General features: G+C 71.9%; 17 protein-coding genes and 1 pseudogene. 9 read left to right on the top strand and 9 right to left on the bottom strand.

Annotated features, from left to right (window positions below):
- Positions 1-127: 127 nt before the first annotated feature.
- Both ACWGN5_RS11065 and ACWGN5_RS11060 read right to left on the bottom strand, forming a co-directional pair.
- Complete coding sequence (locus ACWGN5_RS11065) at positions 128-211, bottom strand: putative leader peptide (protein ID WP_352077884.1); 84 nt, start codon at positions 209-211, stop codon at positions 128-130.
- A gap of 149 nt (positions 212-360) precedes the next feature.
- The gene (locus ACWGN5_RS11060) at positions 361-930 is read right to left on the bottom strand and encodes a GNAT family N-acetyltransferase (RefSeq protein ID WP_453513470.1); all 570 of its coding nucleotides are present in this window, start codon (positions 928-930) and stop codon (positions 361-363) included.
- 209 nt (positions 931-1,139) lie between these two features.
- Here ACWGN5_RS11060 and ACWGN5_RS11055 point away from each other — a divergent pair, with 209 nt between their 5' ends.
- Positions 1,140-2,387: a hypothetical protein gene (locus tag ACWGN5_RS11055; protein ID WP_453513468.1), complete on the top strand. Its 1,248-nt coding sequence runs from the start codon at positions 1,140-1,142 to the stop codon at positions 2,385-2,387.
- A gap of 32 nt (positions 2,388-2,419) precedes the next feature.
- On the opposite strand, the gene ACWGN5_RS11050 is transcribed toward ACWGN5_RS11055, so the two are convergent.
- Positions 2,420-3,715: a GAF domain-containing protein gene (locus ACWGN5_RS11050; RefSeq protein ID WP_453513466.1), complete on the bottom strand. Its 1,296-nt coding sequence runs from the start codon at positions 3,713-3,715 to the stop codon at positions 2,420-2,422.
- A gap of 285 nt (positions 3,716-4,000) precedes the next feature.
- Positions 4,001-5,638: an acyl-CoA dehydrogenase family protein gene (locus ACWGN5_RS11045; RefSeq protein ID WP_453513465.1), complete on the bottom strand. Its 1,638-nt coding sequence runs from the start codon at positions 5,636-5,638 to the stop codon at positions 4,001-4,003.
- Between the two features lie 17 nt (positions 5,639-5,655).
- Between ACWGN5_RS11045 and ACWGN5_RS11040 the strand changes: the two genes are divergently transcribed.
- Positions 5,656-6,780 carry a YihY/virulence factor BrkB family protein gene (locus ACWGN5_RS11040; RefSeq protein WP_453513463.1) on the top strand — a complete coding sequence of 375 codons (1,125 nt, stop codon included), beginning with the start codon at positions 5,656-5,658 and terminating at the stop codon, positions 6,778-6,780.
- A gap of 71 nt (positions 6,781-6,851) precedes the next feature.
- Entirely contained in the window at positions 6,852-7,592 is a 741-nt protein-coding gene (locus tag ACWGN5_RS11035) for a helix-turn-helix domain-containing protein (protein WP_453513462.1), read from the top strand.
- Here ACWGN5_RS11035 and ACWGN5_RS11030 read toward each other — a convergent pair.
- Complete coding sequence (locus ACWGN5_RS11030) at positions 7,526-7,942, bottom strand: VOC family protein (RefSeq protein WP_453513460.1); 417 nt, start codon at positions 7,940-7,942, stop codon at positions 7,526-7,528. The genes ACWGN5_RS11035 and ACWGN5_RS11030 overlap by 67 nt on opposite strands.
- A gap of 101 nt (positions 7,943-8,043) precedes the next feature.
- Here ACWGN5_RS11030 and ACWGN5_RS11025 point away from each other — a divergent pair, with 101 nt between their 5' ends.
- Positions 8,044-9,051, top strand: coding sequence for a hypothetical protein (locus ACWGN5_RS11025; RefSeq protein WP_453513458.1), 1,008 nt, complete (start codon positions 8,044-8,046; stop codon positions 9,049-9,051).
- 109 nt (positions 9,052-9,160) lie between these two features.
- Complete coding sequence (locus tag ACWGN5_RS11020; protein WP_453513456.1) at positions 9,161-9,937, top strand: acetyltransferase; 777 nt, start codon at positions 9,161-9,163, stop codon at positions 9,935-9,937.
- Here ACWGN5_RS11020 and ACWGN5_RS11015 read toward each other — a convergent pair.
- On the bottom strand, positions 9,915-10,907 hold the full coding sequence (locus ACWGN5_RS11015) for a translation initiation factor 2 (protein ID WP_453513455.1): 993 nt from the start codon (positions 10,905-10,907) through the stop codon (positions 9,915-9,917). The two genes, ACWGN5_RS11020 and ACWGN5_RS11015, sit on opposite strands and share 23 nt — an antisense overlap.
- Before the next feature lie 58 nt (positions 10,908-10,965).
- Here ACWGN5_RS11015 and ACWGN5_RS11010 point away from each other — a divergent pair, with 58 nt between their 5' ends.
- From ACWGN5_RS11010 to rsgA, 4 genes and pseudogenes are all read left to right on the top strand, one after another.
- Positions 10,966-15,468, top strand: coding sequence for a peptidase C14 caspase catalytic subunit p20 (locus tag ACWGN5_RS11010; protein WP_453513454.1), 4,503 nt, complete (start codon positions 10,966-10,968; stop codon positions 15,466-15,468).
- Positions 15,469-16,848: an esterase/lipase family protein gene (locus tag ACWGN5_RS11005; protein ID WP_453513452.1), complete on the top strand. Its 1,380-nt coding sequence runs from the start codon at positions 15,469-15,471 to the stop codon at positions 16,846-16,848.
- Between the two features lie 13 nt (positions 16,849-16,861).
- A complete protein-coding gene (locus tag ACWGN5_RS11000; RefSeq protein WP_453513451.1) occupies positions 16,862-18,805 on the top strand; it encodes a pentapeptide repeat-containing protein in 1,944 nt (647 codons plus the stop codon).
- Between the two features lie 287 nt (positions 18,806-19,092).
- Positions 19,093-19,550: pseudogene (gene rsgA / locus ACWGN5_RS10995) on the top strand (GTPase RsgA); the annotation flags it as partial.
- Positions 19,551-19,850: 300 nt separating this feature from the next.
- On the opposite strand, the gene ACWGN5_RS10990 reads toward rsgA, so the two are convergent.
- The 3 genes from ACWGN5_RS10990 to ACWGN5_RS10980 are packed head-to-tail and all read right to left on the bottom strand — an operon-like array spanning position 19,851 to position 22,310.
- The gene (locus ACWGN5_RS10990) at positions 19,851-20,336 is read right to left on the bottom strand and encodes a hypothetical protein (protein WP_453513449.1); all 486 of its coding nucleotides are present in this window, start codon (positions 20,334-20,336) and stop codon (positions 19,851-19,853) included.
- Positions 20,337-20,380: 44 nt separating this feature from the next.
- Positions 20,381-21,826, bottom strand: a complete 1,446-nt coding sequence (locus ACWGN5_RS10985; RefSeq protein ID WP_453513447.1) for a hypothetical protein — start codon at positions 21,824-21,826, stop codon at positions 20,381-20,383.
- 13 nt (positions 21,827-21,839) lie between these two features.
- Positions 21,840-22,310: a hypothetical protein gene (locus ACWGN5_RS10980; protein WP_453513445.1), complete on the bottom strand. Its 471-nt coding sequence runs from the start codon at positions 22,308-22,310 to the stop codon at positions 21,840-21,842.
- Between the last annotated feature and the right edge of the window lie 392 nt (positions 22,311-22,702).

The following is a 22,702-nucleotide window of genomic DNA, read 5'->3' as shown; positions in this document are numbered from 1 at the left end:
TCCTTCGGGACTGCGAGAGGGCGGCTCTGACCTGCACACTCGCGCTCAGGTCAGAGGGTGGCGCGTCAGTGCGCAGCAGGGTGGGGCAGAGTCGGGAATGAAAGAATGCGCGGCGGTGCTGGTTCTCTCAGCGCGCCGAACACATGGCGCTGGACATGCGGCCGAGGTCGACGTGCCGCCGACTCACCAAGGCAATTCCAGTTCCAGACATGACGGAAGCGTGTCACGGGACTTTGGACCCAGTCCAGCATCGTCCAGGATTTGGACATAGTCGTCTCGTAGATCGAGATGGTGTGGTCTGGGTCACGCGAAAGGGGCCCTGACCAGGGCCCCTTCGGGTGGAACGGTCTGCTGAACGGCTCAGGCGTACGCGCCCGGCCACGGGCCGGGGGTCTCCGCCTCCTCCGCCTCCTCGACCTTGGTGTCGAACAGCCGGAAGCCGCGCCGCTCGTAGTTGGCCATGGCGTGCGGCCCGTCCAGCGAGCAGGTGTGCAGCCAGACCCGCCGCGTGGCCTCCCGCTCCGGCCAGCGCTCCGCCAGGTCCCAGGCGCGCGCCGCCCCGTAGGAGAGCAGGTGGCCACCGATCCGGCGGCCCCGGAAGGCCGGGATCAGGCCGAAGTAGACGATCTCCACCACGCCGTCGTCCTGCGGGTCCAGCTCCACGTACCCGGCCGGCGTCCCCTTGTCGTACGCCACCCAGATCTCGGCGCCCGGCTTCTCCACGATCTCCTGCCACTGCTTGTACGTCAGCGACAGCCGGTCCGACCAGCGGATGTCGCCGCCGACCGCCGTGTACAGGAAGCGGCTGAACTCCGCCGAGGGCACCTCGGCACGCCGGATCACCACGTCGTCGCCCTCCGGCGGGGTGGCGGGACGGAGGTCGGACGGCGAGGTCTGTTCGAGGGACCAGGTGGTGAGAGTGATGCTCATAGGGTCATCGCATCATGCGGAGCGCCGGATTCCCACCCTGTTCGGTGGCGGCGGACAGGGTGTCCGCCATGCGGACAGCAGGCCGGCGCCCGGCCGCCGTCGCGCATGACCTCCGAGGTAATCGACCCCCGCACCGCCCTCCCGGCAGGGTGAGCGCACCGGGACGGCAGACGGCCGCACCCGGCGATCGACGACATGAGGGGTACGACATGGGTACGGGTCGGCGTGGTCTGGCGGGCATCGCGATCGCGACGGCGATCGTCGCGGGAGCGGCGGTCACCGTGACGGCGGCGGAGGCGCTGCCGGGCGGAGCGGCCACGATCGCGCGGGGCGACTGCCCGGCGGCGCGGGAGAAGGTCGAGCGGCTGGAGGGCCGCATCACCCCCAATGCCTGCGCCTTCATGGAGAGGCAGATCACCTTCGGCGAGATGCCGACCGGCACGCCGCCCGCGTACGGCGATCTCGCCCACCCCCGGGTCCGCGCCTACCTCGACATCTTCGACCCCGAGGCCACGCTCTGGGAGGCGGGCGGCTCCGCGCAGCGCGGCCGCACCGCGATCGGCACCTCCATCACCGGCTCCCTGGGCCTCGCGCCCAGCCTCAGCTACCGGGGCACGGACGTGGTCGCCGACGGCAGCACCGTGATGTTCGGGCAGTGGAACGAGGTCACCCTCAAGGGCCGCACCGTCGCCTATCCGCAGATCGCGCGGAACGTCCTCGGCGACGAGGGACGCACCCTCCAGGCCCGCCGCTACTACGACCGGGCCGTCCTCTTCCAGGACACCGTGCCGGAGGCGGCGCCCGCACCGCTCTTCGCGGGGATCACGGACGGGGGAGCGCCCGGGGGCGGTGAGCGGTCGCAGGTCGATCTTCCGGCTCAGGCCGACGTCCCGGTTCAGGCCGACGTCCCGGTTCAGGCTGGCCTCCCGGCTCAGGCCGACGTCCCTGCCGCTGAGGCAGGCCTCCCGGCTCAGGCCGACGTCCCGGCCGCTGAGGCAGGCCTCCCCGCTCAGCCCGGCCTCCCCGCCCAGCCCGGCCTCCCCGCCCAGCCCGGCTTCCGGGCGCGGGCCGAAGAGGTCCCGGAGCGGCTCGCCGCCTGGAACGCCGGGGACACCGACGCCCTCCTCGCCCGCACCCGAGGCGCGCGGCTCGGCGGACCCGGACTGGCCGCCCCGCTCGCCTCCGAGGCCGGCAAGCGCGCCTACCTGGAGCGCCTCTTCGCCACCGCCGACCTCGACCTCAAGGCGGGCCAGGTCGCCGTCGGCGAGACCACCACGTACGTGGAGTGGCACGGGACCGCCTCCGTACGCGACGGCGGCACGCTCCGCACCGGCGTCCCCTTCGGGATCGTGGAGCGCTTCGGGCCCGGCGGGGAGTGGGAGCTGTACTTCGACACCCTGCCGCTGGTCGCGACCCAGGACGAGATCGGCGTCCTCTTCCAGAAGCTCGCCTCCTAGCCCGATCAGCCCGATCAGCCCGATCAGCCCGATCAGGCGGGGCTCGCCGCGCGGACGGCGGGCGCGGTGGAGTGCGGCAGCAGGTCTCCCGGGCACTCCGGGCGCAGCACCTCCACCGCGACCTCCTCGCGGAAGCGGTACGGGCGGTGCGCCAGGACCCCCGCCAGGTTCCGCCGCACCCGGGACATCTCGGCCCGCACGGTCACCGTCCTCGTACGGTCCCCGAAGACGTCCTCCGCGAGCTCCGCCGCCGTCCGTCCGTCGCGGTGCAGCGCCAGTACATAGAGGAGCTCCGCGTGCCGGGGGCTGAGCTCCTGCTGCCAGCTGCCCGCCACCCCCGAGACGGCCACCGTCCAGCGGCGCGGCCGGCTGAGGTCGAGCACCACCCGGCTCGCCGCCTCCTCCGAGCCCGGCTCCTCGGGCCGCGTCTCCTCCTCGACGCGCAGCAGCCAGCCGCCCGGCAGCGGCTCCACCGCGCACACGCCGAGCGAGGGCAGCCAGACCCGCCCGGCCCGGAACGACTTCGGCAGCGGGATCCGGTCCACCGGCGCGAGCCCGGTCACCGCCGCCGTCCAGCCGTGGGCGTCCACCGCGACGGCCCGGCCGCCCACCCGGCACAGGATCGGCGCCGCCACCGCCCGCAGCCGCTCGATCGACCGGCGGTGCCGCTCCCGCATCTCGGCCTCGGCGAGCTGCGCCACCGAGCCCACCAGGGCCAGCATCGCCGGGTGGAAGCTGGAGGCGGGACCGCTCACGTCCAGGATCCCCAGGAGCCGCTGGTCGCGCGGATCGTGCACGGGCGCGGCCGCGCAGGTCCAGTTGTGCAGCGACTGCACGTAGTGCTCGGCGGAGTGCACCTGCACCGCCCGGCCCATGGCGAGGGCCGTGCCGACCGCGTTCGTCCCGGTGGCGTCCTCCGCCCAGGCCGCGCCCTCCTCCAGACAGATGCTGTGCGCCTGGCGCAGCACCGAGAGGTTCCCCTGGCGCCACAGCACCCGGCCGTGCTCGTCGGTGACCACCATGATCTGCAGGGAGGCGTCGGCGATGCCGGCGAGCCCGCCGCTCAGCGTCTGCATCACCTCGGAGAGGAGCGTGGTCCTGCGCCGCTGCTCCAGCTCGTCGCGCTGGAGCAGCACGGTGCTCGTGCTCTGGTCCGGGTCGAGGCCGAGCCGGGCCATCCGCTGCCAGGACGCGTCGATCACCGGGCGGGGCGCGATCGGGGGCCGGCGGCCCGCCAGCGTCTCCTCGCGCACCCGGTGCAGCAGCCGGGTGGCCTGGGCGGCGTCCATGGAGGCGAGCCGCTTCATGTCGAGCTGCGTGTTGTTCATCGGTCTCTCCCAGCCACCCGGGGTGCTGTATCGGTTCTGCACACGGCAGATGTCCGGAGTGTCGGTGCCCATCGTGCCGTCCGGGACCCCCCGGTGAGGCCCGGTTCGGGTAATCCTGCAACCCTTTGCAACTCTGGCGACCGACCGGCCTCCTGGGCGAGGGTGGTGCGAGCGGCGGGTGGTGCCGTGTCGGCGCAGCACCACCCCCGCTTTTCCGCGCGTGCCGGCCTGATGAGACACCCCCTCAGGTCCACCCCTGGTACGCGCGGCACAGTTCCTTCCGGCTCAGCACTCCACCCGCGCCCGCTCCACGAGCGCCCGCAGGTCGAGGGTGTGCGGGAGCGTCCCGAACGCCGCGCCGCCGTCCCCGCCGAGCCGCGCCGCGCAGAACGCGTCCGCCACCTCCGGCGGGGCCCACCGCACGAGCAGCGCACCCTGGAGCACCAGCGCGAGGCGCTCCGTCAGCCGCCGCGCCCGCGCCTCGATCCCCTCCAGGTCCGCCAGTTCGACGAGCAGGCCCCGGATCGCCCGGTCGAGCCGGTGGTCGGCGCCCCGCACCGCCCCCACCTCCCGGAGCAGCGCGTCGAGCGCGGCGGGCTCGGTCCGCAGCACCCGCACCACGTCCAGCGCCTGCACGTTCCCGGAGCCCTCCCAGACCGAGTTGAGCGGCGACTCCCGCAGCAGCCGGGGCATCCCCGACTCCTCCACGTACCCGTTGCCGCCCAGGCATTCGAGCGCCTCCGCCACCAGGGGCGTACACCGCTTCGTCACCCAGTACTTCGCCGCCGGCACCGAGATCCGCAGCAGCGCCGACTCCTCCGGAGTCCCGGCGTCGTAGGCCGCCGCCAGCCGCAGGCCCAGGGTCGTGGCCGCCTCCGACTCCAGGGCCAGATCGGCCAGGACGTTCCGCATCAGGGGCTTGTCGACGAGCGGCCCGCCGAAGGCCGAGCGGTACGAGGCGTGGTGCGCGGCCTGCGCCACCGCCTGCCGCATCAGCGCCGCCGAGCCGAGCACACAGTCAAGGCGCGTCGCCGCGACCATGCCCATGATGGTCCGGATCCCGCGCCCCTCCTCGCCGACGCGCCGCGCCCAGGTCGTCCCGTCGAACTCCACCTCGGCCGAGGCGTTCGACCGGTTGCCGAGCTTGTCCTTGAGCCGCTGGATCGCGAAGGCGTTGCGCGAGCCGTCCCCGAGCACCCGGGGGACCAGGAAGCAGGTCAGCCCCGCCGGGGCCTGCGCGAGGACCAGGAAGGCGTCCGACATCGGCGCCGAACAGAACCACTTGTGCCCCGTCAGGACGTACTCCCCGTCGGCACCGAGCGGCCGGGCCTCCGTCGTGTTCGCCCGGACGTCGCTGCCGCCCTGCTTCTCCGTCATCGCCATGCCGAGCAGCGCCCCCGGCTTCTCCGCCACCGGACGCAGCTCCCGCTCGTACACGTGCGAGAGCGCCGCCGGCTCCCACACCGCCGCGAGCTCCGGCTCGGCACGCAGCGCGGGCACCGCCGCGTGCGTCATCGACACCGGGCAGCCGTGCCCCGCCTCCGCCTGCGAGGCCACCAGGAACCCGGCGGCCCGCCGCACATGACCACCCGGACGGCCCCACGCGTGCGTGAGCCCGGCCGACACGGACCGGCCGAGGAGCCGGTGCCAGGCCGGATGGAAGTCGACCTCGTCGATCCGGTGCCCGTACCGGTCGTGGGTCAGCAGCCGGGGCGGGTTCGCGTTCGCCTGCTCGCCCCACTCCCGTACCTGCTCCGAACCGGTCGCCCGGCCGAGCAGGCCGAGCTCCTCCCGCGCCTCCGCCAGAAGCTCCGGCGCGAGGTGCCGCCCGACCGCCTCCGAGAGCGCCCGATCGCTCGTGAAGACGTCATATCCGACCAGGGGAGGAGCCTGATTGGTCACGGTGTGGGTGCTCGCTGCCATGCCGATACGGTAAGCAGGTGCAGGCAGCAAGCGAAACACCCGAACGGCCCGAGCGGCGGCCCTGGAGCAGACTCCACCGCGCGCGCGTCCTCTACCGCAACGTCTCGAAGCGGAAGATGGTCTGGCTGCTCCTCAAGGACACCGTCAACTCGTGCATCGAGTACCGGATCCTCGGCCTCGCCGCCGAGGCCGCGTTCTTCACCCTGCTGTCCCTGCCACCGCTGCTGCTCGGCCTGATCGCCGTCCTCGGCTACGCCGACGACTGGACCAACACCGACACCGTCGCCAGCATCCGGGAGAACATCCTCCACGCGGCCGGCACGGTCCTCTCCGACCGGGGCGTCCACCAGATCGCCGAGCCCCTCCTCGACGACATCACCCAGGGCAAACGGCCCGAGCTGATCTCCCTCGGCTTCGCCATCGCCCTCTGGTCGGGATCGCGCGCGGTGAACGTCTTCATCGACACCATCACCGTCATGTACGGACTCGACGGGCGCCGCGGCATCGTCAAGACCCGGCTCCTCGCCCTGCTCCTCTACATCATCGCGCTGCTCATCGGAGCCGTCGTGCTGCCCCTCGCGGTCGTCGGCCCCGACCGGGTCGTCGAACTCGTCCCCTGGGGCACCGAGGTCGTCGCCGTCCTCTACTGGCCGGTCGTCATCCTGCTCTCCATCGCCTTCCTCACCACGCTCTACCACGTGTCCGTGCCCGTCCGATCGCCGTGGATCGAGGACATCCCCGGCGCCCTCGTCGCGCTCGGGATGTGGGTCCTCGGCAGCTTCCTGCTGCGCATCTACCTGACCAGCCAGGTCGAGGGCCCGACCATCTACGGCTCCCTCGCCGCCCCCATCGCCGTCCTCCTCTGGATCGGCATCTCGGCCTTCGCGGTCCTCGTCGGCGCCGCCGTGAACGCCGCCATCGACCGCGTCTGGCCCTCCGTCGCCACCGCCGCCGCCCGCGAGGCCAACGAACGGGCCCGCGCAGTCCAGGCCGCCGAGCTCGTCGCCCGCGTGCGGGCCGAGGCCGAGGACGTCGACGAGGACGACCCGGACATGCCGTCCGAGTTCCCCGAGCGCTGGTCCAGGTTCCTGCCCCCGGACGACGTGAAGTCCCGCCTCCACTCGGGCTGGGAGAAGGACTGACGTCCGGCCCCGGACGTACCTCTCCGGCCGGGAGAAGGACTGACGCCCCCGGGCGCGCATAGGCTCGAAGGATGTACGAGGAGCGCCCCGCCCTGCTCGACGGGGCCGTGCTGTGGACCCGGAGCGCCGCCGCGGGCCCCACGGCGGAACGGCCCGTCCTGCCCGACGGCTGCATGGACCTGATCTGGGCCGACGGCAGCCTCCTCGTCGCCGGACCCGACACACGCGCGTACGTGCCCGGCGAGTTCGCCGCACGGTACGCGGGCATCCGCTTCGCCCCCGGGGACGCCCCCGGCTTCCTCGGCGTCCCCGCCCATGAACTCCGCGACCGGCGGATCGCCCTCGGTGCGCTGTGGGGCGAGACGGAGGCGCGGCGGCTCGCCGAGCGGATCACGGACGCCCCCGACCCGGCCGCCGCCCTGGAGGAGCTGGTCCTGCGGCGGGCCGCCGACGTCTTCGCGCCCGATCCGCTGCTGCGGGCCGTCGTGGCGCGCCTCGCCGCGGGCCGGGGGGTCGCCGAGACGGCCGAGGCGGTCGGGCTCGGCGCCCGGCAGCTGCACCGGCGCTCCCTGGACGCCTTCGGCTACGGCCCCAAGACCCTCGCGCGCGTCCTGCGCCTCCAGCGGGCGCTCGCCCTGGTCAGGGCCGGGGTCCCGTACGCGGAGGCCGCCCTGCGCGCCGGCTGCGCCGACCAGGCCCACCTCGCCCGCGAGACCCGGGCCCTCGCGGGCACGACGCTGAGCGCCTACACGGCCTCCCTGGCCGCGAAGAGCGAGACCCCGACGCCGTCCGGGTCGAGGACCACCGCGTAGCGCTGTCCCCACACGGCGTCCCAGGGCTTCAGGTGCCCCCGGTATCCGGCGGCGACCAGCTCCTCGTACACGGCGTCCACCTCCTCCGGCGCACCGCAGCGGAAGGCGAGCTCGACCCGGTTGCCGCCGGCCGGGCGCGTCCAGCCGGGGTCGAAGGAACGTACGACGTCCTCCGTGTCCCAGGCGATCCGCAGCCCGCCGGGCAGCACCGCTTCCACGTGCGGGGCGGACTCGGCCCCGGCCGGGACGTCCAGGCCGAGGCGCCGGTAGAAGGCGAGCGAGGCGGCCATGTCGGAGACGACGAGACCGACGAGGTCGAAACGGGGCGTGACGCGGGGTGTGGTGTCCATGCGGTCACGCTAGGCAGGGTGCTCGCGGCCGGTCTTGTACGAATCGGACGCGGGCCCCGGGGGCCTCCCGCACCGTCCGGTCCGGCGGCTACGGTCGGGCCATGAGCACGCGCGCGTACGGACGGACGTCCTGGCCCTGGGCCGCGGCGGCCGTCCTGCTGTTCTGGCAGACCTGGTTCCTCTTCCACGTGTACGCCACCGAGCACTCGGGCGTGCGCTGGGACTGCGACGCGGAGGGCTGCGGCACGAACGACCTCGCGGGCCCGGCGATCCCCTTCGGGGTGATCTCCGCGGTCGTCGCCGCCGTGCTCGCCGCCCCGTACCTGGGCCTCGGCGGCGCGGGTGTCGGGGCGCTCCTCGCCGCCTTCGGGCTCCTCGTGCGCCGCGAGGACGACCACGCGCTCCTGGCCGCGTACGGCCTCGCCGCGCTCGGTGTCGTCCTCGTCATGGCCGGAGCGGTCCGGGCCGTACGCGGCGGCCCGGCGGCCGAGGAGGACGACCGGCCCCCGCGCCCGCGTGGCCGCCCGCAGGCCCTCGCCCTGCTGCGCCTGCTGGTCGCGCCGGCCACCCTGCTCGCGGCGGTCCCCGGCACCCTCGCCGCCACCGGACTCGTGCACGGTGCCCTCGACGGACCGCGCTGGATCATGATGCTGGGCCTCAACGGCACCGCCGCCCTGCTCGTGGCGCTCGGCGCGGCCCGGCTGAACCACCGCCCCGGCGTCGCCCACGGCCCCGTCCCGGCCGAGCGGGCCGCCCACTCGCCCGCACTCCTGAACGGCCTCACCACCCGGGGGACCGCCTTCGTCTTCGACCTCACCGTGCGGCCCGAGCGGGGCGCCCCGTACCGCATCGAGGTCGAGCACCCGCTCGACCTCCAGGACGTCCGCGTCCACCGCGCGGCCCTCGTCCGCCACGACCCGCGCCGCCCCTGGCTGGTCGACCTGCCGCAGGACCCGCCCGCCGCCGAACTGGCCCGAGCCCGCGCCGCCGCCCGCACGGAACCCCCGCCCCGCGCCGCGCACCTCTGGTCCCCGCCCCCGGGCGCCCCGGCCCTGCTGCTCACCGGGGTGCTCACGGCGGCCCTGATGACCCTGCTGGCCGTGGCCTGACAGACCCCCGGGGGCTCAGCCCCACATTCCGAGACCGGAGCACCCGCGTCGGCGGCCGCTGTATCGTCTGCCGACGACCACGGCCGAATGCCCGGTCGGCCGGAGACCGATGGGGAGCAGCGTGTTACACGGCGTCAGGCTGGCACGGCAACGACGGGACCGTAACCTCCGCATACGTCACCGCGCCGGGCCGCTCCCCCTCTCTCCGAAGGATCTGCTGATCGTCGGGGCGGGTGGAATGGGCCGAGCTCTCGCATCGATGTGCGCCCAGGACGCCGATGAGGCGGGTGCACGACGGTGGCGGGTACGGGGCTTCATCGACGAGGACAGGAGACTCCACGGCACCCGGGTCGACGGTCTGCCGGTCCTCGGCGGACTGGAGGCCGTCGGCAGACACCCGAGCGCGGATCTGGTGATCTCGATCTGCCACGTCGACCATCAGGGCGCACGCCGCAGGATCGTTGAGGCGCTGGGACTCCCGCCGCACCGGTACCCGACGATCGTCCACCGCACAGCGGTGGTCGATCCCAGTTGCACCATGGGACACGGCACGGTGCTGATGCCGATGGTGTGTGTCCTGCCAGGCGTGACGATCGGCGATCACGTGATCGTGCGACCGCACACCATGATGGCGGCTGACGTCGTGGTCCGGGACTACGGCACCGTCGCGGCCCAGGCGTTCCTCGGGCGGCGTGCCGTGGTCGAGGAGGACGCGTACGTCGGTGCCGGGGCGAAGGTCAGGGAGTATGCCTCCGTGGGGTCGGGGTCCGTCGTCGGCATGGGGTCACTCGTCCTCGGCCACGTTCCTCGGGGGGAGACGTGGGCGGGAAACCCCCTCAGGCGTCTCGCCCCGACCTCCCGGCTCACAGGCCGCGGTCCGACATGACCTTCTGCTCGGCCCGCTCCACGGTGACCCGGCCGGCCGGGTCGCCACCCGCGCGCTCCACGGCGCCGCGTACCAGGGCGAGATAGAAGAGGGCCGGCGCGCAGGGTGTCCACCGTTCCTCCGGCTCGTCCGCGATGAAGCCGAGCACCGACTCCGGGTCCGCGTCCACGAACTCGAACCGGTCGTGCTCCCACTTGTCGGCGACACCGCGCGTCCAGCGAAGACGCAGCGCCGGCTCGTCGAGTTCGGGCACCACCGCGCGGAAGAACGCCGCCCACTGGTGGTTGTCCAGGTCGAGCCCGAACCCGAGCAGCTCCACCTTGGGATTGTCCCCGTCGTGCACGGCGAGTTCCTCGAAGAGGGCGCGGCGCGCCACCGCGTGCAGGCTGAGCGGGCTGCCGTCCAGGGGCAGGTCGTGCTGCTTGGCCAGGCCCTCGTTGGCCGAGGAGTTCCACCGCGCGCTGTTCGGCCCGGCGACCTGGGCGCTACGCCGGGAGAACAGCATCTTGCCGTCCTTACCGGTCTCCAGGGCCACGTTGACGCCGAAGCTGCAGTTCATCCAGGAGGGCGCGTCGGCCGGGTCGCCGCCCTCCAGATACTGCTCGCGCAGCGTGAGGCCGTTCCGCTGCCGCCGGTCGGACAGGTTGAGCGAGGTGGTGAGGAAGTCGAAGTAGTCGGCGTCCAGCAGGGAGAGGGACACCACGGGCTCCTCGGCCAGATGCGTACGGGTGACCACGACCCGCTCGACCGCGAAACGCGCGTTGTTCCACCGGTGCGGCAGCCCGCCGGCCTCCTTGCGCTCCTCCTCCGCCTCGATGGACCGCCGCCAGGCGGCGATCTCCTCGGGGAACTGCACGCGCTTCGACGTGTACTTGACGTGGACGTTCTCCTCGTCGATGGGCCGGGTCCCGTCACCCTCGAAGAGGTGACAGCCGGTCGCCCGGCCGACTACGGTGAACCTGTCGCGCATCGCCAACTCCACTGGTGAATAAGCCGTGATGGACACTCGGGGGGGTGCTGCCGATCTCATGGTACGAAACGCCTCGGACGACCGGTTGTCGTCGCTGAAGGCCGAGCGACGATCTTCTTCCCTGGTGGGCACGATCGCCGTACCGGAGTACCTCCATCCGGACGCGGAGGAGCGGCAGAGGCTGCGCCGCCCGCAGCTGGCCGAGGTCCGTGACCGTTTCACGGAGACGATGCAGAAAGAGCTGGGGTTCGGGGAGACCCTCCGGGTCGACCGGGGCGGAGCGACCCGGCAACAGCTGTGGGCCGGGCTGGAGGAGTTCCTGGCCGACGGCGCCCGGCGGAAGACCCTCTACTGGACGGGGCACGGCGTCCAGCGCGGCGACGAGGGCTACTTCCTCGCCTGCGCGGACTCATGGCAGTCGGGTGAGTTCGACCCCGCCCGGGCCGTCCCGCTACTCGAACTGGTGGGGTTCCTGCTGCGGCCGGAGTACGAGACGGACACCCTGCTGATCATCGACGCCTGCTCCTCACAGAGCTACAACTCTCTGGGCGAAGCGGTGCGGCACGCCGTGGAGCTGGAGCGGGACCCCGCGGTGATCCGGGCACGAGAGAGCCGACGGAAGGGCTTCGCCGTCATCGGTACCTCGGGGGCGGACGCGCAGGTGCCGGCCGGCCGCTGGGTGACATGGCTGGAGGAGGCGCTGGCGAAGCCGGACTTCGTGGCGGACGACCAGGCCCGCCCGTTCGAGCCCTCCGCGCTGTATCTGCCGCTTCCGTATCTCTGCCGTGCAGTGGACGCACGTGCCGCGGACGACGGTCTGGACGAACCCGCGCAGCGACCGGACTGCCGGGAGGTCCGGGCGCTCCCCAACAACTTCCTCGACAACCCCCACTACCATCAGTCCGACCCGCCCGTGTACACGCCGGCCGTGCTGACGCGACGGAAGCCCTGGATCGAGGCCGAGCAGTTCGGTCTCGAGGAGAACAGCCATCTCAGCCGCCACTTCGCGGGCCGGCGGGACGCGCTCAGCCGGATCGTGCGCTGGATGGACACCCACCCGAAGGGGCTGCTCGCGGTGACGGGCCTGGCGGGCACGGGCAAGACAGCGTTGCTCGGCCGGCTGGCGCTCACCTCCCTTCCGAGCTGGCGGGAGACCCTCGGCCCGGATCTCGACCCGACGACGCTGCCCCGGGCGGGGACCATTCACGCGGCGCTGAGCTGCCGGGGCCAGTCCGCCCATTCGCTGGCCGCGCATCTGCGGGAGGTGCTGGCGGACATCGACGGGGCGCCGTCGCTGCCGGAGGAGCCGGTGATGTCGGAGAAGTTCACCGACGCGTTCGAGGAGCTGGTCGGCCGGGCGGGTTCGGTGAACCTGGTCTTCGACGCGCTCGACGAGGCTCTCCCGGACCAGGCGTACGCGATCGCCCGGCACGTCCTGAGCCCCTTGGCGAACACGCCCGGTGTTCGGGTGATCGTCGGTACCCGGACGCAGCCCCGTCGGCGTATCACCGCGCCCGCGGAGGAGGAGTCGCTCCTGGACACCCTGGAACTCAGCGTCGAACCCGTGGTCCTCGGGGACGACGACGAGGCGCGCGCGAGCATCACCGGCATGGTGCTGTCCGTACTGGACACCGAGCATTCCCCGTACCGGGGTGAGGCGCGGCGGGAGGACCGCGACTGGACGGCGGAGATCGTCGCGGCGCAGAGTCATGGCTCGTTCCTGGTGGCCCGGCTGGTGGCGACCGGGCTCGCCCGGAGGACCACGGTCGCCGCCGAGGCCGAACTGCTGGCGTGGCTGCGCGACGGCGGCACGGATCTCCGCACTCGTCTGGCGGAGGAGACGCACTACCTGAGCGAGCAGCCCGGCGCACAGCGAGCCCACGAGGTGCTGCGGGCCCTGGCGGTGATCCAGGGCCCCGGGCTGACCCCGGACTCGACCTGGCTGACGCTCGCCAACGCGCTGCGTGAGGCCGGCTCGCCGGAGCTCACGCTGGAGGATCTGCGACAGGTGTGCCAGAGCGCCGACGGCGGCATTGTCGCCACCCAGAAGGGCGGCGCGCGGCGGACGGACGGGCGGATCCGTCATCAGCTGGCCCATCCGAGCTACGGCGAATTCTTCCTCTCCGACGCCGGACTGACCGCCCGGGAGGCACACCGCCACGTGCTCGACGCGCTGCGCGCCCGTGCCGGCGGCGACTGGAAGGGGGCCGACGAGTACACCCTCGAATACCTGGGCGCCCACGCGGCCCAGGTGGGGCTGGACGCCCTGCTGGAGCTCTTCGAGGACGTGGGATTCCTCCTGCGTACGAACCCCGATGTCATGCTGCCGCTCGCGGCGGGCCTGGCCCGGGACTGCGACGGCGCCGCGTTGTACGGCAGGGTCGCGAACTCGTTCCCCCGCGCGTCCGGCCCGCTGCCGGCATCGGTCCTGCTGGAGCGCAAGGCCCTGCTCAGCGCCACCGCCTTCGTCAGCCATCGCGACGCGACGTACCGGACGCTGCGGCACACCGACGGCTTCCTGCCCTGGCAGGAGTACTGGACCGATGTCCCGCCGGATCCCCCGGAGTGGCGGCGCGCGGCACCTGCGGGCGGCGCGCGGGCGCTGAGCTGGCGCGCCGGGACCGGAGCGGTGGGGCTGACCCACGCGGACACCCTTACCGCCGGCGGACTGGGTGAGATTCAGGTCCTGCACCCGAAGTCGGGCGCACGGCTGCTGACCCGTCGGCTGCCCCGGACCGGCGGGGAGCGCGGAAGCCCGCTCAGCGAAACGTGTGAGGTGGGCGTGGGAGCCGGCTGGGCCACCGTCGCCCGGGACGATCAGGCCGTGTACTTCTGGCGCGCGGGTGCCCGGACACCCGATCAGGAGTTCCGGTGGGGCGGCACTGTGCGCGCCCTGTCGGTGGCCGAGCTGGAGGGCAGGCGCGTGGCCCTGGCGGCCGACGGCCACCGGGTGTGGATGTGGTTCTGGGAGAGCGGCACGCACCTGGACACGCGGCTGAAGGAGGTCCGCACGGCGGATGTGCGGCGGCTCGCGGCCCTCACGCTGGGCACGCGGATGTTCGTCCTGGCGGCGGGCGACAAGAGGGTGGAGCTGTTCGAAGTGCACCACACCCACAACGGTGACGGCGGTCTGCGCGCCTGCCGGACCGATCCCGACGTGACCCTGGCGGGGCCCGCGCTGGACGCCGCCGCGTTCACCGTCTCGCCCGAGAAGGGCTTCCTCGCCGTGGCCGACGGGACCGCCGTGTACGTCTGGCGGTGCGAGGCCGTGTCCGGTCGGCCGGTCATGACAAGGGTGGTGACGTACCCCTCGAACGCGCGCGGCCTGGCCTTCGGGCGGTACGGCGATGAACTGCTGCTCGCCGGATACGAGGAGATGGCCGTCCGGATCTGGTCCTTCGGCCGGTCCGGACGCGAGGCCACGCTCGCTCTGAACGCCCCCCGGGAGGGCGCCATGGCGTTCGAACCGGACGGTCAGGGACTGCTCGCGGTCGCCGACGGCTCCTACATCCGGGTGGTGGACGTGGTCCCCGCGCTGGAGGCCGGCTACGGGACCCAGCGGCGGCCGAGCAACGAGCGCCCGGTCCTTGCCCTGGCCGGCGCACCGGACGGTCCGCCGCTGCTGTGCCGGGCCTGGCACGACCGGATCCGGATCTCCCGGCCGAAGCAGGGGGATCCGGCCGTCCTTCCGGCTACGGAGCTCGCCCACGACGGGTGTGCGGTGACGGCGCTGGCCGCGGTGCGGGCCGCGGATGGCTGGACGGTGGCCGCCGCGGCCGGCCGGACCGTACGGCTGTGGCGGCTCGACGACAGCCTGTCGGTCGTCACCCACCGGGACATCCCGCTCAGCGGGGACGCCGGACAGCCGGCCCGCGCGCTGAGCCTGGTCGGTGACCCGACCGCCCTCACGCTGCGGCTGAGTATGGCGGACGGCCGGCGGCTGTTACGCCACGAGGTCCCGGCCGATGTCTCGTCCGGCGGGATCACGCTGCGCGAGATCCGGACCGACCGCGGGTTCTGCGGGATCGACACGCGGGTCCTGCGAGACGGTTCGTACTGGATGGCCGGTGATTTGAGTGACCAGCTGCGGGTCTGGATCGAGGGCGAGCACGGCGTCGAGCAGCGTGTCCTCCTCACGGCTGTTCCCTCCTGCCTCGCCCTCGGGGAGTTGTACGACGACGAGGACGACGCCTCGATGCCCCTGCTGGCCTGGGCGGACCACGGCAGCGTGTACGTCAAGGACTGCTCCGGCGACGGGAGCATTCACCCCCCGGAGCGGCTGCCGGGGGACTTCCCGGACGTGACGTCCCTCGTGTTCGCCGGCCCTGTGGAGCGGCCCGTGCTGTTGCTGTGCACGCCGGAGACGGTGTCACGCGCGTGGGACGTCTGGTCCCGGGAATGGCTGGACGGGCCGGGGATTCCCACGCGGGGGTACGACGTGCACGCCGTCCGTACCGCGATGGACCCGGAGGGTCTCGTGATGGCGTTGCAGGGGGAGGACCGTTGCGATCTGATCCGGCTGCCGCACACGTTCTTCGGCGCCGGGACATGGGGAGGGTGAATGGAACACGATCTGGTGGTCTTCGTCCCAGGTTTTCTGGGCACCCGGCTGTGCCGGGACGGCCAGGACGTCTGGGCGCGATGCGGTGAGCAGCTGATGGGCTCGGTGGCCTCGGCGCTCACCGAGGTGGCCCTCCCGCCGGGGCTGGGGGACGCATCGCCCGAAGGCCCCTTCCGGCTGGACGCCGACGCGCTGCTGCAGGTCCCGGACTCCGTGCCCGGGTTGCTGTCCTGCATGGGCTATCCCGATATCCGTGCCGCCCTCGGCGACCCGCTCGACGCGCAGTTCGTGCCGTTCGGGTACGACTGGCGGCTGTCCCACCGGCTGGTGGCCCGGCAGCTGAAGACGCGGGTGGCGCGCGAGCTCGACCGGTGGCATGCGGAGGTCGACGCGTACTACCCGGACCGGACCGATGATCCGCGCGTCATTCTGGTCTGCCACGCGACGGGCGGTCTGATCGGACGGCACTATCTGGAGTGCGAGGACGGTCGGGAGACCGCCCGGACCCTGGTCACCCTCGGCACCCCGCAGAAGGGGCTGCTCCAAGCCGCCCGGCTGCTGGCAGGTCACGCGATCCCCGGCGACATGGGCCCCGGCGCTGACGTGGCCGCCCGGCTGAACGAGGCGCTGCGCGACTGGGCGCTCAACCTCCCGGCGGTCGTCGAGATGCTGCCGGAGTACCCCGCCGTGCGGGTCGAGGGAAAGAGCCGCGAGCGGCAGATCACCGACAACCGCTACCCGGTTCCCGGGCTGCCGCGCGACGCCCTCCGCGAGGCGTCGGCCTTCCGGGAGGAGTTCCGCTCGGCGTGCGACGAGCACCGGAGCGCCGGCCCCCTCCCGTACACCGTGCACTGCCTCGGCAGCGTCGACTTCCCGAGCCCCGAGACGCTCGTGCTCTCCTCCGACGGGTCACGGATCACCGACATCCTGCCGGGGCCCGGCGACGGGACGGTGCCGCGCCGGTCGGCCGTCGCGGACTGGACCGGTACGGACCCCATGCTGTGGACCGGCTTCCGGAACGCGGATCTGGCGAGCGGTCCCGCGCTCCGAGACGCGATGCTCGCGATCCGCGCGGGACGCCCGCCCGGCGCCCCGCTCGCCGGTGAGGAGGGCATCGTCCTGCACTTCCCCCGGGACCCGGCCGCCGCCGGCCGCCCGCTCGTGATCGAGCTGCTGGGGCACGACCTGCTGCGGCGTAATCTGCGGACGTTCATATGGCGTTCGGGTCGTCCCGACAAACAACCCGTCGCCTTCCGGCAGTACGAGCCCGACCGCTATCGGGCGGAACTGGACGTCATCCCCGGACGCTGGGTGGTCGAGGCGCTGGTCGACCGGCCGAAGGGGCGTGACCGGAGGGACGTGACGGTCGTGGCGGCATGAGACGGGAGCTGGGATGACCGGAACCGACGCTCCCGCGTGGCCGCAGTGCGGACACCTCGACACCGGGGAACGCTGCCGGGGGCGCAGAGTCGGCTCGTACCGGGTCTGCCTTGCGCATCTGGACAGCGCCGAACGGGCCGCCCATCTGGCCTCGTTGCCCCCTGGCGCCGACCTCGACCACCGGGGCACACCCTTCACCCAGAGCCTGTTCGACGAGCTCCTCGCACCGCTCAGGGATCCGGGGAGCGGTCGGGCGCGGGTGGGGGAGGCGTCGTTCGACGAGGTGCGGTTCACCGGAGACGCGGAGCTCGAGGGGATCGACTTCGGCGGCTTCTGCTCCTTTGAGTCGGCCGTGTTCGGCGGGGGCGTGTACGTCCAGGATGTGCGTGCCGGGGGTGATTTCCGCCTCAGTGCGGCGCAGGTCGCGGGAGATGTGTGGCTCGATGACACCGAAGTAGGCGGTGATGCCTGGTTCTACGAGGCCCGGATCCAGGGCACGTTGCGGTTCTGCGTCCGCAAGGTCGTCGGCAGTGCGACGTTCAAGGGCATGACGTGTGGGGATGCCTACTTCTCAGGTGCCCGCGTATGTGGCGTCGCTTCCTTCAACGAGGCGGTCATCGACGGGGAAGCCGCCTTCGACGGCGCGGTCTTCGGGGAAGGTGCCGACTTCGAGAAGATTCGGGTCGTCGGCCGTGCCTGTTTCGACGGTACGCATTTTCACCAGAGCGCCGCCCGCTTCGACGGAGCGGACATCGCCGGAGACATGCCTTTCGCCGAGGCGCACTTCGAGGCCGAAGCCACGTTCGACGGGGCCACGATCGGCGGTGACCTGTCGTTCTCCGGGGCCCGGCTGGAGGCCGACGTGGGTTTTCGGCGGGCGGTGTTCCGGCGTACCGCCCGGATCGGCCCGCTGGTCTGCCCGGGGACGGTGGACTTCTCCTACGCTGTGTTCGAGGCCGCGGTGACGCTGGAGGCCGCCGCGGGGGAGGTGCGCTGCCGGCAGACACGGTGGGCGTCCACCGCCGCGCTGCGACTGCGGTACGCCGAGGTGGATCTGAGCGACGCCGTGATGGAGTTCCCGGTGACCGTCGTCGGCCGGCCCCGCCCGTTCGTCTCGCCGGAGGGCGAGGTGATCGCCGAACCAGGGCTCACCGATGACCGGGTGCGCGTCACCTCGGTCAAGGGCGTGGACGCCGCGCACCTGGTGCTGGCCGACGTCGACCTGACCAGCTGTCTCTTCGTGGAGACGGTGCACCTGGACCAGTTGCGCCTCGAAGGCCGCTGCCTCCTGTCGCCACCTCCCGCCGGGCCGCGCTGGATACGCCGCCGGACCCTCGCCGAGGAGCACCACTGGCGGGCCACCCGGTACGGCGGCGGCTGGACGCCCGCGCCACCGGGTGTCGAGAAGCATGAACCCGGCGTGCTCGCGCCGGTCTACCGGCAGCTCCGGAAGGCGCTCGAGGACGGCCGGAACGAGCCGGGCGCGGCCGACTTCTACTACGGCGAGATGGAGATGCGCCGCCACGACGCCACGGCGTCCCGCGGTGAGCGAACGCTGCTGCGGCTGTACTGGGCACTCTCCGGATACGGCCTGCGCGCCGTGCGTGCCCTGGCCTGGCTGGTCCTGGCGATGACGGCCACCGTGCTTGCGATGATGCTGTGGGGCCTGCCGCAAACCGACCCTGACCCGGTCAGTGCGGGGACCACCGACGGCCGTCGAATAACCCTGACGACCAAGAAGCCGGAACCCGTCGACCCGAAAGGGCCGTACACGAAGCGTCTGTCGACCGCGAGGTTCGAGAAGTCCCTGAGGGTGGTGGCCAATTCGGTGATCTTCCGGGCCTCCGGACAGGACCTGACCACCATCGGGACATACGTCGAGATGACTGCCCGCCTCGTCGAGCCGGCCCTGCTCGGGCTTGCCGTCCTCGCCGTGCGCAGCCGCGTGAAGCGATGACGCGCCCCGGCCCTCGCCGGGCCTGCGATGGCGTCGGGTCGCCGACCGGCACAGCGCGACCAGTGCCACGACGGTCACGGCCGAGCCATCCCGGTTCCTGAGGGACGCCGTTCCCGAGGGGGCGGCGTCGGTTCGTTGAGAAGAAGCAGGGGGTGAGGATGACTGCCACGGTGACGGGCTCTGCCCGCATTCAGGAGTTCATCGTTCCCACCTCTGTGGCCTCCGGCTGACACCTGTTCCCGCGCGCTCGGAGCGCGCCGCCGGGGCCGCCCTTCGAAGGGTTCCCCTTGTTCCACGCTTCGCTCCACCCGTCTTCCTCTCTCGCTGCCCAGCACCCGCTCGCCGGCCACGGCTGGGACGAGCGCTGGGAGGCCGCGTTCGCGCCGTATGCCGCCCAGGGACTCATTCCGGGGCGGTCGTCCGTGTCGACCGCGGTCAGTGTGACGTCGCCACCGCCGAAGGGGTCGTCCGCGCCGACACGGCGTTCGTGACCCCGCACGACCCGCTGCGGGTCGTCTGCACCGGCGACTGGGCCGCCGTCGACCCCGAGGGGGCCAGTGACCCGCGGTACTTACGGGCGTGCCTGCCGCGGCGTACGGCCTTCGCGCGGTCCACCTCGTCCAAGCGGTCCGAGGGTCAGATCCTCGCCGCGAACGTCGACCACGCCGTCATCACGGTCTCGCTCGCCGTCGAGCTCGACCTCGGCCGGATCGAACGCTTCCTGGCCCTGGCCTGGGAGTCCGGCACGAACATGCAGCGGAGAGAGATTTCCTCAGCGCGCAGCCCAGGCTCGTGCAGACCTCGCTTTTGTGCGGGCGGGGAGCCGAGGTTGAGGCCGGTGACAGTGGGGGTACACACGGATACGAGGTCGTGCGCCGCGACACCACTCGCCGCGAACACGACGTGACTGTCGAGACCAGCACCGACCGCATCGCGGGCGACCTCACCAAGTGGCTGGCCGCTCGCGCTTCCTGAAGCACGGCCTGGACGTGGCGCCCCCGTCCCCCGATCAGTGGCCATTCGGAAAGAACTCAGCGGGCAGTCGTCAGTCGGCGCCGCTGAGGTAGACCCGGCTGGAGTGTGCGTCGACCTGTGTCACCGCGATCTTCAGCCAGTCGAGGTTGTCCTCGCAGGGTGCGCACACCTGACCTTCACGGACTTTCGCCGACAGGTCGGGTTCGGGCAGCCCCAGGTGCGAGAATGGCGTCGACGGGTTCGTGTTACGGGCGAGTGGCTGTTCCCGCAGGCTGAGCGGTTCCTCCGGCTTCAGCTGTGCGACGAAGTTGTCCACCTCGGCCGTGGGGAGAACGAACGCCATGATCAGACCGTCGTCCTGGAGCCCCGCCAAGTGTGCAGCCTTCGCCTCCGTCGCCGTCGCCGGTACCCGCACGTGCAGCGTCTTGGCCACCGACTCCACGGTTGCCGTGTCCACCCAGTGCGACACCTGCCGCGAGGTGCGGTCCGCTGCCGGAGTACGGCTCCCCGCCGCACCCGAGCATCCGGTTACCAGCAACGCGGCGAGCACGGTCATCCCGCCGGTCAGCGCGACATGCCACCCACTTCGCGGCTCCCTGTTCATCGGGCGTCCCCGTTCCGGCCGATGTCGGTACGTGTGCCGTCCCGTCCAGGTTCCTTCGGGTCGGGCCAGGCGCCGCCCGACGTCATGTCGTGCTGCTGCACCGAGCTGCTCCCTCTCATGTCGAACTCTCTGGCCTGTCCCGTCGTGTGCATGCGGGCCATGTCGGCGTCGGTGACCGTGGTCGGGCCGATGGGTGTGGACTTGCCGGGGTCCCAGTTGTACCGGTCCCAGACGTTGACCTGGTAGTCGATGGTGACGTGCGGCTTGCCGTCCGGGCCCGGTGCCGCGGTGACGACACCCGTGGTGTTCGTCATGGCACTGCCCACCGCTAGGTACCAGTTCGCTACACCATCCGGCCCCTTGTCATGGGTGTACCCAACCCCTGCGGTCTCCACAGGGATGGCGACGGGCTTGCCGCCTGACTGCGCGTATGCCTCAAGCGCCTGACGGCGCCATTCGTCCTCCTGCTTGGCACGCGTCAGCGCCGATACGTCGCGCAGGACGGTGTCGTTCTCGTCGCTCAGCATCCTGTCGACGTCGAGGTCGAGAGTGCTGCCGGTCCCGTTCAGGTAGTGGTCCATGTGCCGGGCCGCGTCCGTTTTGCCGATGAAGTCACCGCTGTTCGAGATCCCGTTGGCCTGCAACTCCATCCAGTAGTCCCCGAAGCCAGGTGAATCGACGTCGTATGGTCCTGCCCCGTCGTCGGCGGCCACTCGCTTGACCGACGGCGTCAACAGGCCGACCGCCAGCAGGTCGTCCTTGTGCTGAGTCCAGAGCTGTGCCCGGGCCTCGGGGCTCAGGGACGTCCACAGCCGCCGCAGTTCTCCGCGCTGTTTGTCATCGGCGTCTTTCCCCAGCCCGGCGAGTTTCATGGCGCGGGGGAGCATGTCCTGGTCGAGCGACGTGTACGAGGCGTGGCCTGCGTTGGTCGGATCACCGCCGTGGCTCGCGCGCAGCGCCCGTACTGTGGCCGCGTCGACCTCGGTGGCATGGCTCACGATCCCGGTCAGTGTGTCGGCGTACCACTGCATCGTGTCGCGCTTCTTCTGACCGGGCCCGTCCACCTCGCAGATGAGGGCGTCCGCGATCGCAATTGTTCCGTCCTTGTGGCCGGTGACGCTGAAGCCCTTCTCCTTGGCCTCGGCGGTCACACTCCTGGCCTGCTGCTGGAGGCTCTTCAGCTCGGTGAGTGCGTCATCGAGGACACTGAAGATGCTCTGCGCTTCCTCGTGAAGGTCATTGAACTCCTTCACTGTCTTGCCGACGAAGTCCCGCGTCACGCTCGCGTTGACACCGTCCCAACGGGCCTTGTCAGCCTTCGTCTTCATACCGTCTCGGGCTTCGCCGCCGAGCCGTTGCATCTTCTCGGCCATGCGCCGCCAGTCGGCGACTGCCGTCCCCAGTTTGCCGAGGTCGACTTCCATGAGCTCGGTGTAGTTCATGAAGCGCTCCTCCCTACTTGAAGTACTCGGCGAGGCGGGAGACGGGCACGGCCGAGCCGTCCCGGTTCCTGAGGGACGCGGCGATCGCGGCGTCGTTCTCCGCGTGTGTCTTCTTCGAGGAGTCCAGGTGGTTCGAGATGTGTGCACATGCCTGAAGGACACTCTTGACCTGCGAGGTCCAGGTGGACACCGTCGTCTCCAGCTCACTCCCGAGGGCGAAGCTGCTGCCCTTCAAGGCCGCCGCCTGCATCGTGGAGCCGGCCCCCTCCGCGTCGGCGTCGGCGCCGGCGATGTCGGCCGCTTTCTGTAACTGACTGTGCAGCACGAACGCCTCATGGCCTACCGCGCCGAGGTCGTCCTGGTTCACGACGAGGTCGGCTTGTTGGTTGCCTCCTGGGCCGCCTGGCACTTGGTTGAGGCGCATCGACGCTTGCTGTCGGGCGGTCACGTCTGCTTTCGCGCGGTCCCATTCATCCCATGCCATCACACCATTGGATCACGGCGCCGCGAGGTTCCTCTCGCAGTGTGGAGTCCCTGGCAGCAGGGGAAGTCGGTTGTCATGGCGGAGAAATGCCGAAGGTTCACGGCGGAGCCACCAGGTGGAGGCCCGGGACACTGCGCGACTCGCGGCGTAACGGCGGAGCGTCCGGAGCCGATGCCGGGCGGGTGAGGTCTCGGATTTAATCGGTGGTGCTGTGCCCTGGGGCGGGGCTATGGTGACGCGTATCCGCTCCCGAGGGGCGGCGTCGGTTCGTTGAGAAGCAGGAGGTGAGGACATTGATGACTGTCACGGTGACGGGCTCTGCCCGCATTCAGGAGTTCATCGTTCCCACCTCCGTGGCCTCCGGCTGACACCTGTTCCCGCGCGCTCGGAGC

It is taken from the genome of Streptomyces sp. NPDC055815, assembly GCF_053616475.1.
This window is presented reverse-complemented; position numbering and strand designations above follow the sequence as displayed.

Coding starts and splice junctions, on each gene's coding strand:
- ACWGN5_RS11050 (WP_453513466.1), bottom strand. CDS start 3,715: ATGAACAACACGCAGCTCGACATGAAGCGGCTCGCCTCCATGGACGCC.
- ACWGN5_RS11055 (WP_453513468.1), top strand. CDS start 1,140: ATGGGTACGGGTCGGCGTGGTCTGGCGGGCATCGCGATCGCGACGGCG.
- ACWGN5_RS11060 (WP_453513470.1), bottom strand. CDS start 930: ATGAGCATCACTCTCACCACCTGGTCCCTCGAACAGACCTCGCCGTCC.
- ACWGN5_RS11000 (WP_453513451.1), top strand. CDS start 16,862: ATGACCGGAACCGACGCTCCCGCGTGGCCGCAGTGCGGACACCTCGAC.
- ACWGN5_RS10990 (WP_453513449.1), bottom strand. CDS start 20,336: ATGACCGTGCTCGCCGCGTTGCTGGTAACCGGATGCTCGGGTGCGGCG.
- ACWGN5_RS10980 (WP_453513445.1), bottom strand. CDS start 22,310: ATGGCATGGGATGAATGGGACCGCGCGAAAGCAGACGTGACCGCCCGA.
- ACWGN5_RS11010 (WP_453513454.1), top strand. CDS start 10,966: ATGGTACGAAACGCCTCGGACGACCGGTTGTCGTCGCTGAAGGCCGAG.
- ACWGN5_RS11030 (WP_453513460.1), bottom strand. CDS start 7,942: ATGGACACCACACCCCGCGTCACGCCCCGTTTCGACCTCGTCGGTCTC.
- ACWGN5_RS11065 (WP_352077884.1), bottom strand. CDS start 211: ATGTCTGGAACTGGAATTGCCTTGGTGAGTCGGCGGCACGTCGACCTC.
- ACWGN5_RS11020 (WP_453513456.1), top strand. CDS start 9,161: ATGGGGAGCAGCGTGTTACACGGCGTCAGGCTGGCACGGCAACGACGG.
- ACWGN5_RS11005 (WP_453513452.1), top strand. CDS start 15,469: ATGGAACACGATCTGGTGGTCTTCGTCCCAGGTTTTCTGGGCACCCGG.
- ACWGN5_RS11015 (WP_453513455.1), bottom strand. CDS start 10,907: ATGCGCGACAGGTTCACCGTAGTCGGCCGGGCGACCGGCTGTCACCTC.
- ACWGN5_RS11045 (WP_453513465.1), bottom strand. CDS start 5,638: ATGGCAGCGAGCACCCACACCGTGACCAATCAGGCTCCTCCCCTGGTC.
- ACWGN5_RS11025 (WP_453513458.1), top strand. CDS start 8,044: ATGAGCACGCGCGCGTACGGACGGACGTCCTGGCCCTGGGCCGCGGCG.
- ACWGN5_RS10985 (WP_453513447.1), bottom strand. CDS start 21,826: ATGAACTACACCGAGCTCATGGAAGTCGACCTCGGCAAACTGGGGACG.
- ACWGN5_RS11035 (WP_453513462.1), top strand. CDS start 6,852: ATGTACGAGGAGCGCCCCGCCCTGCTCGACGGGGCCGTGCTGTGGACC.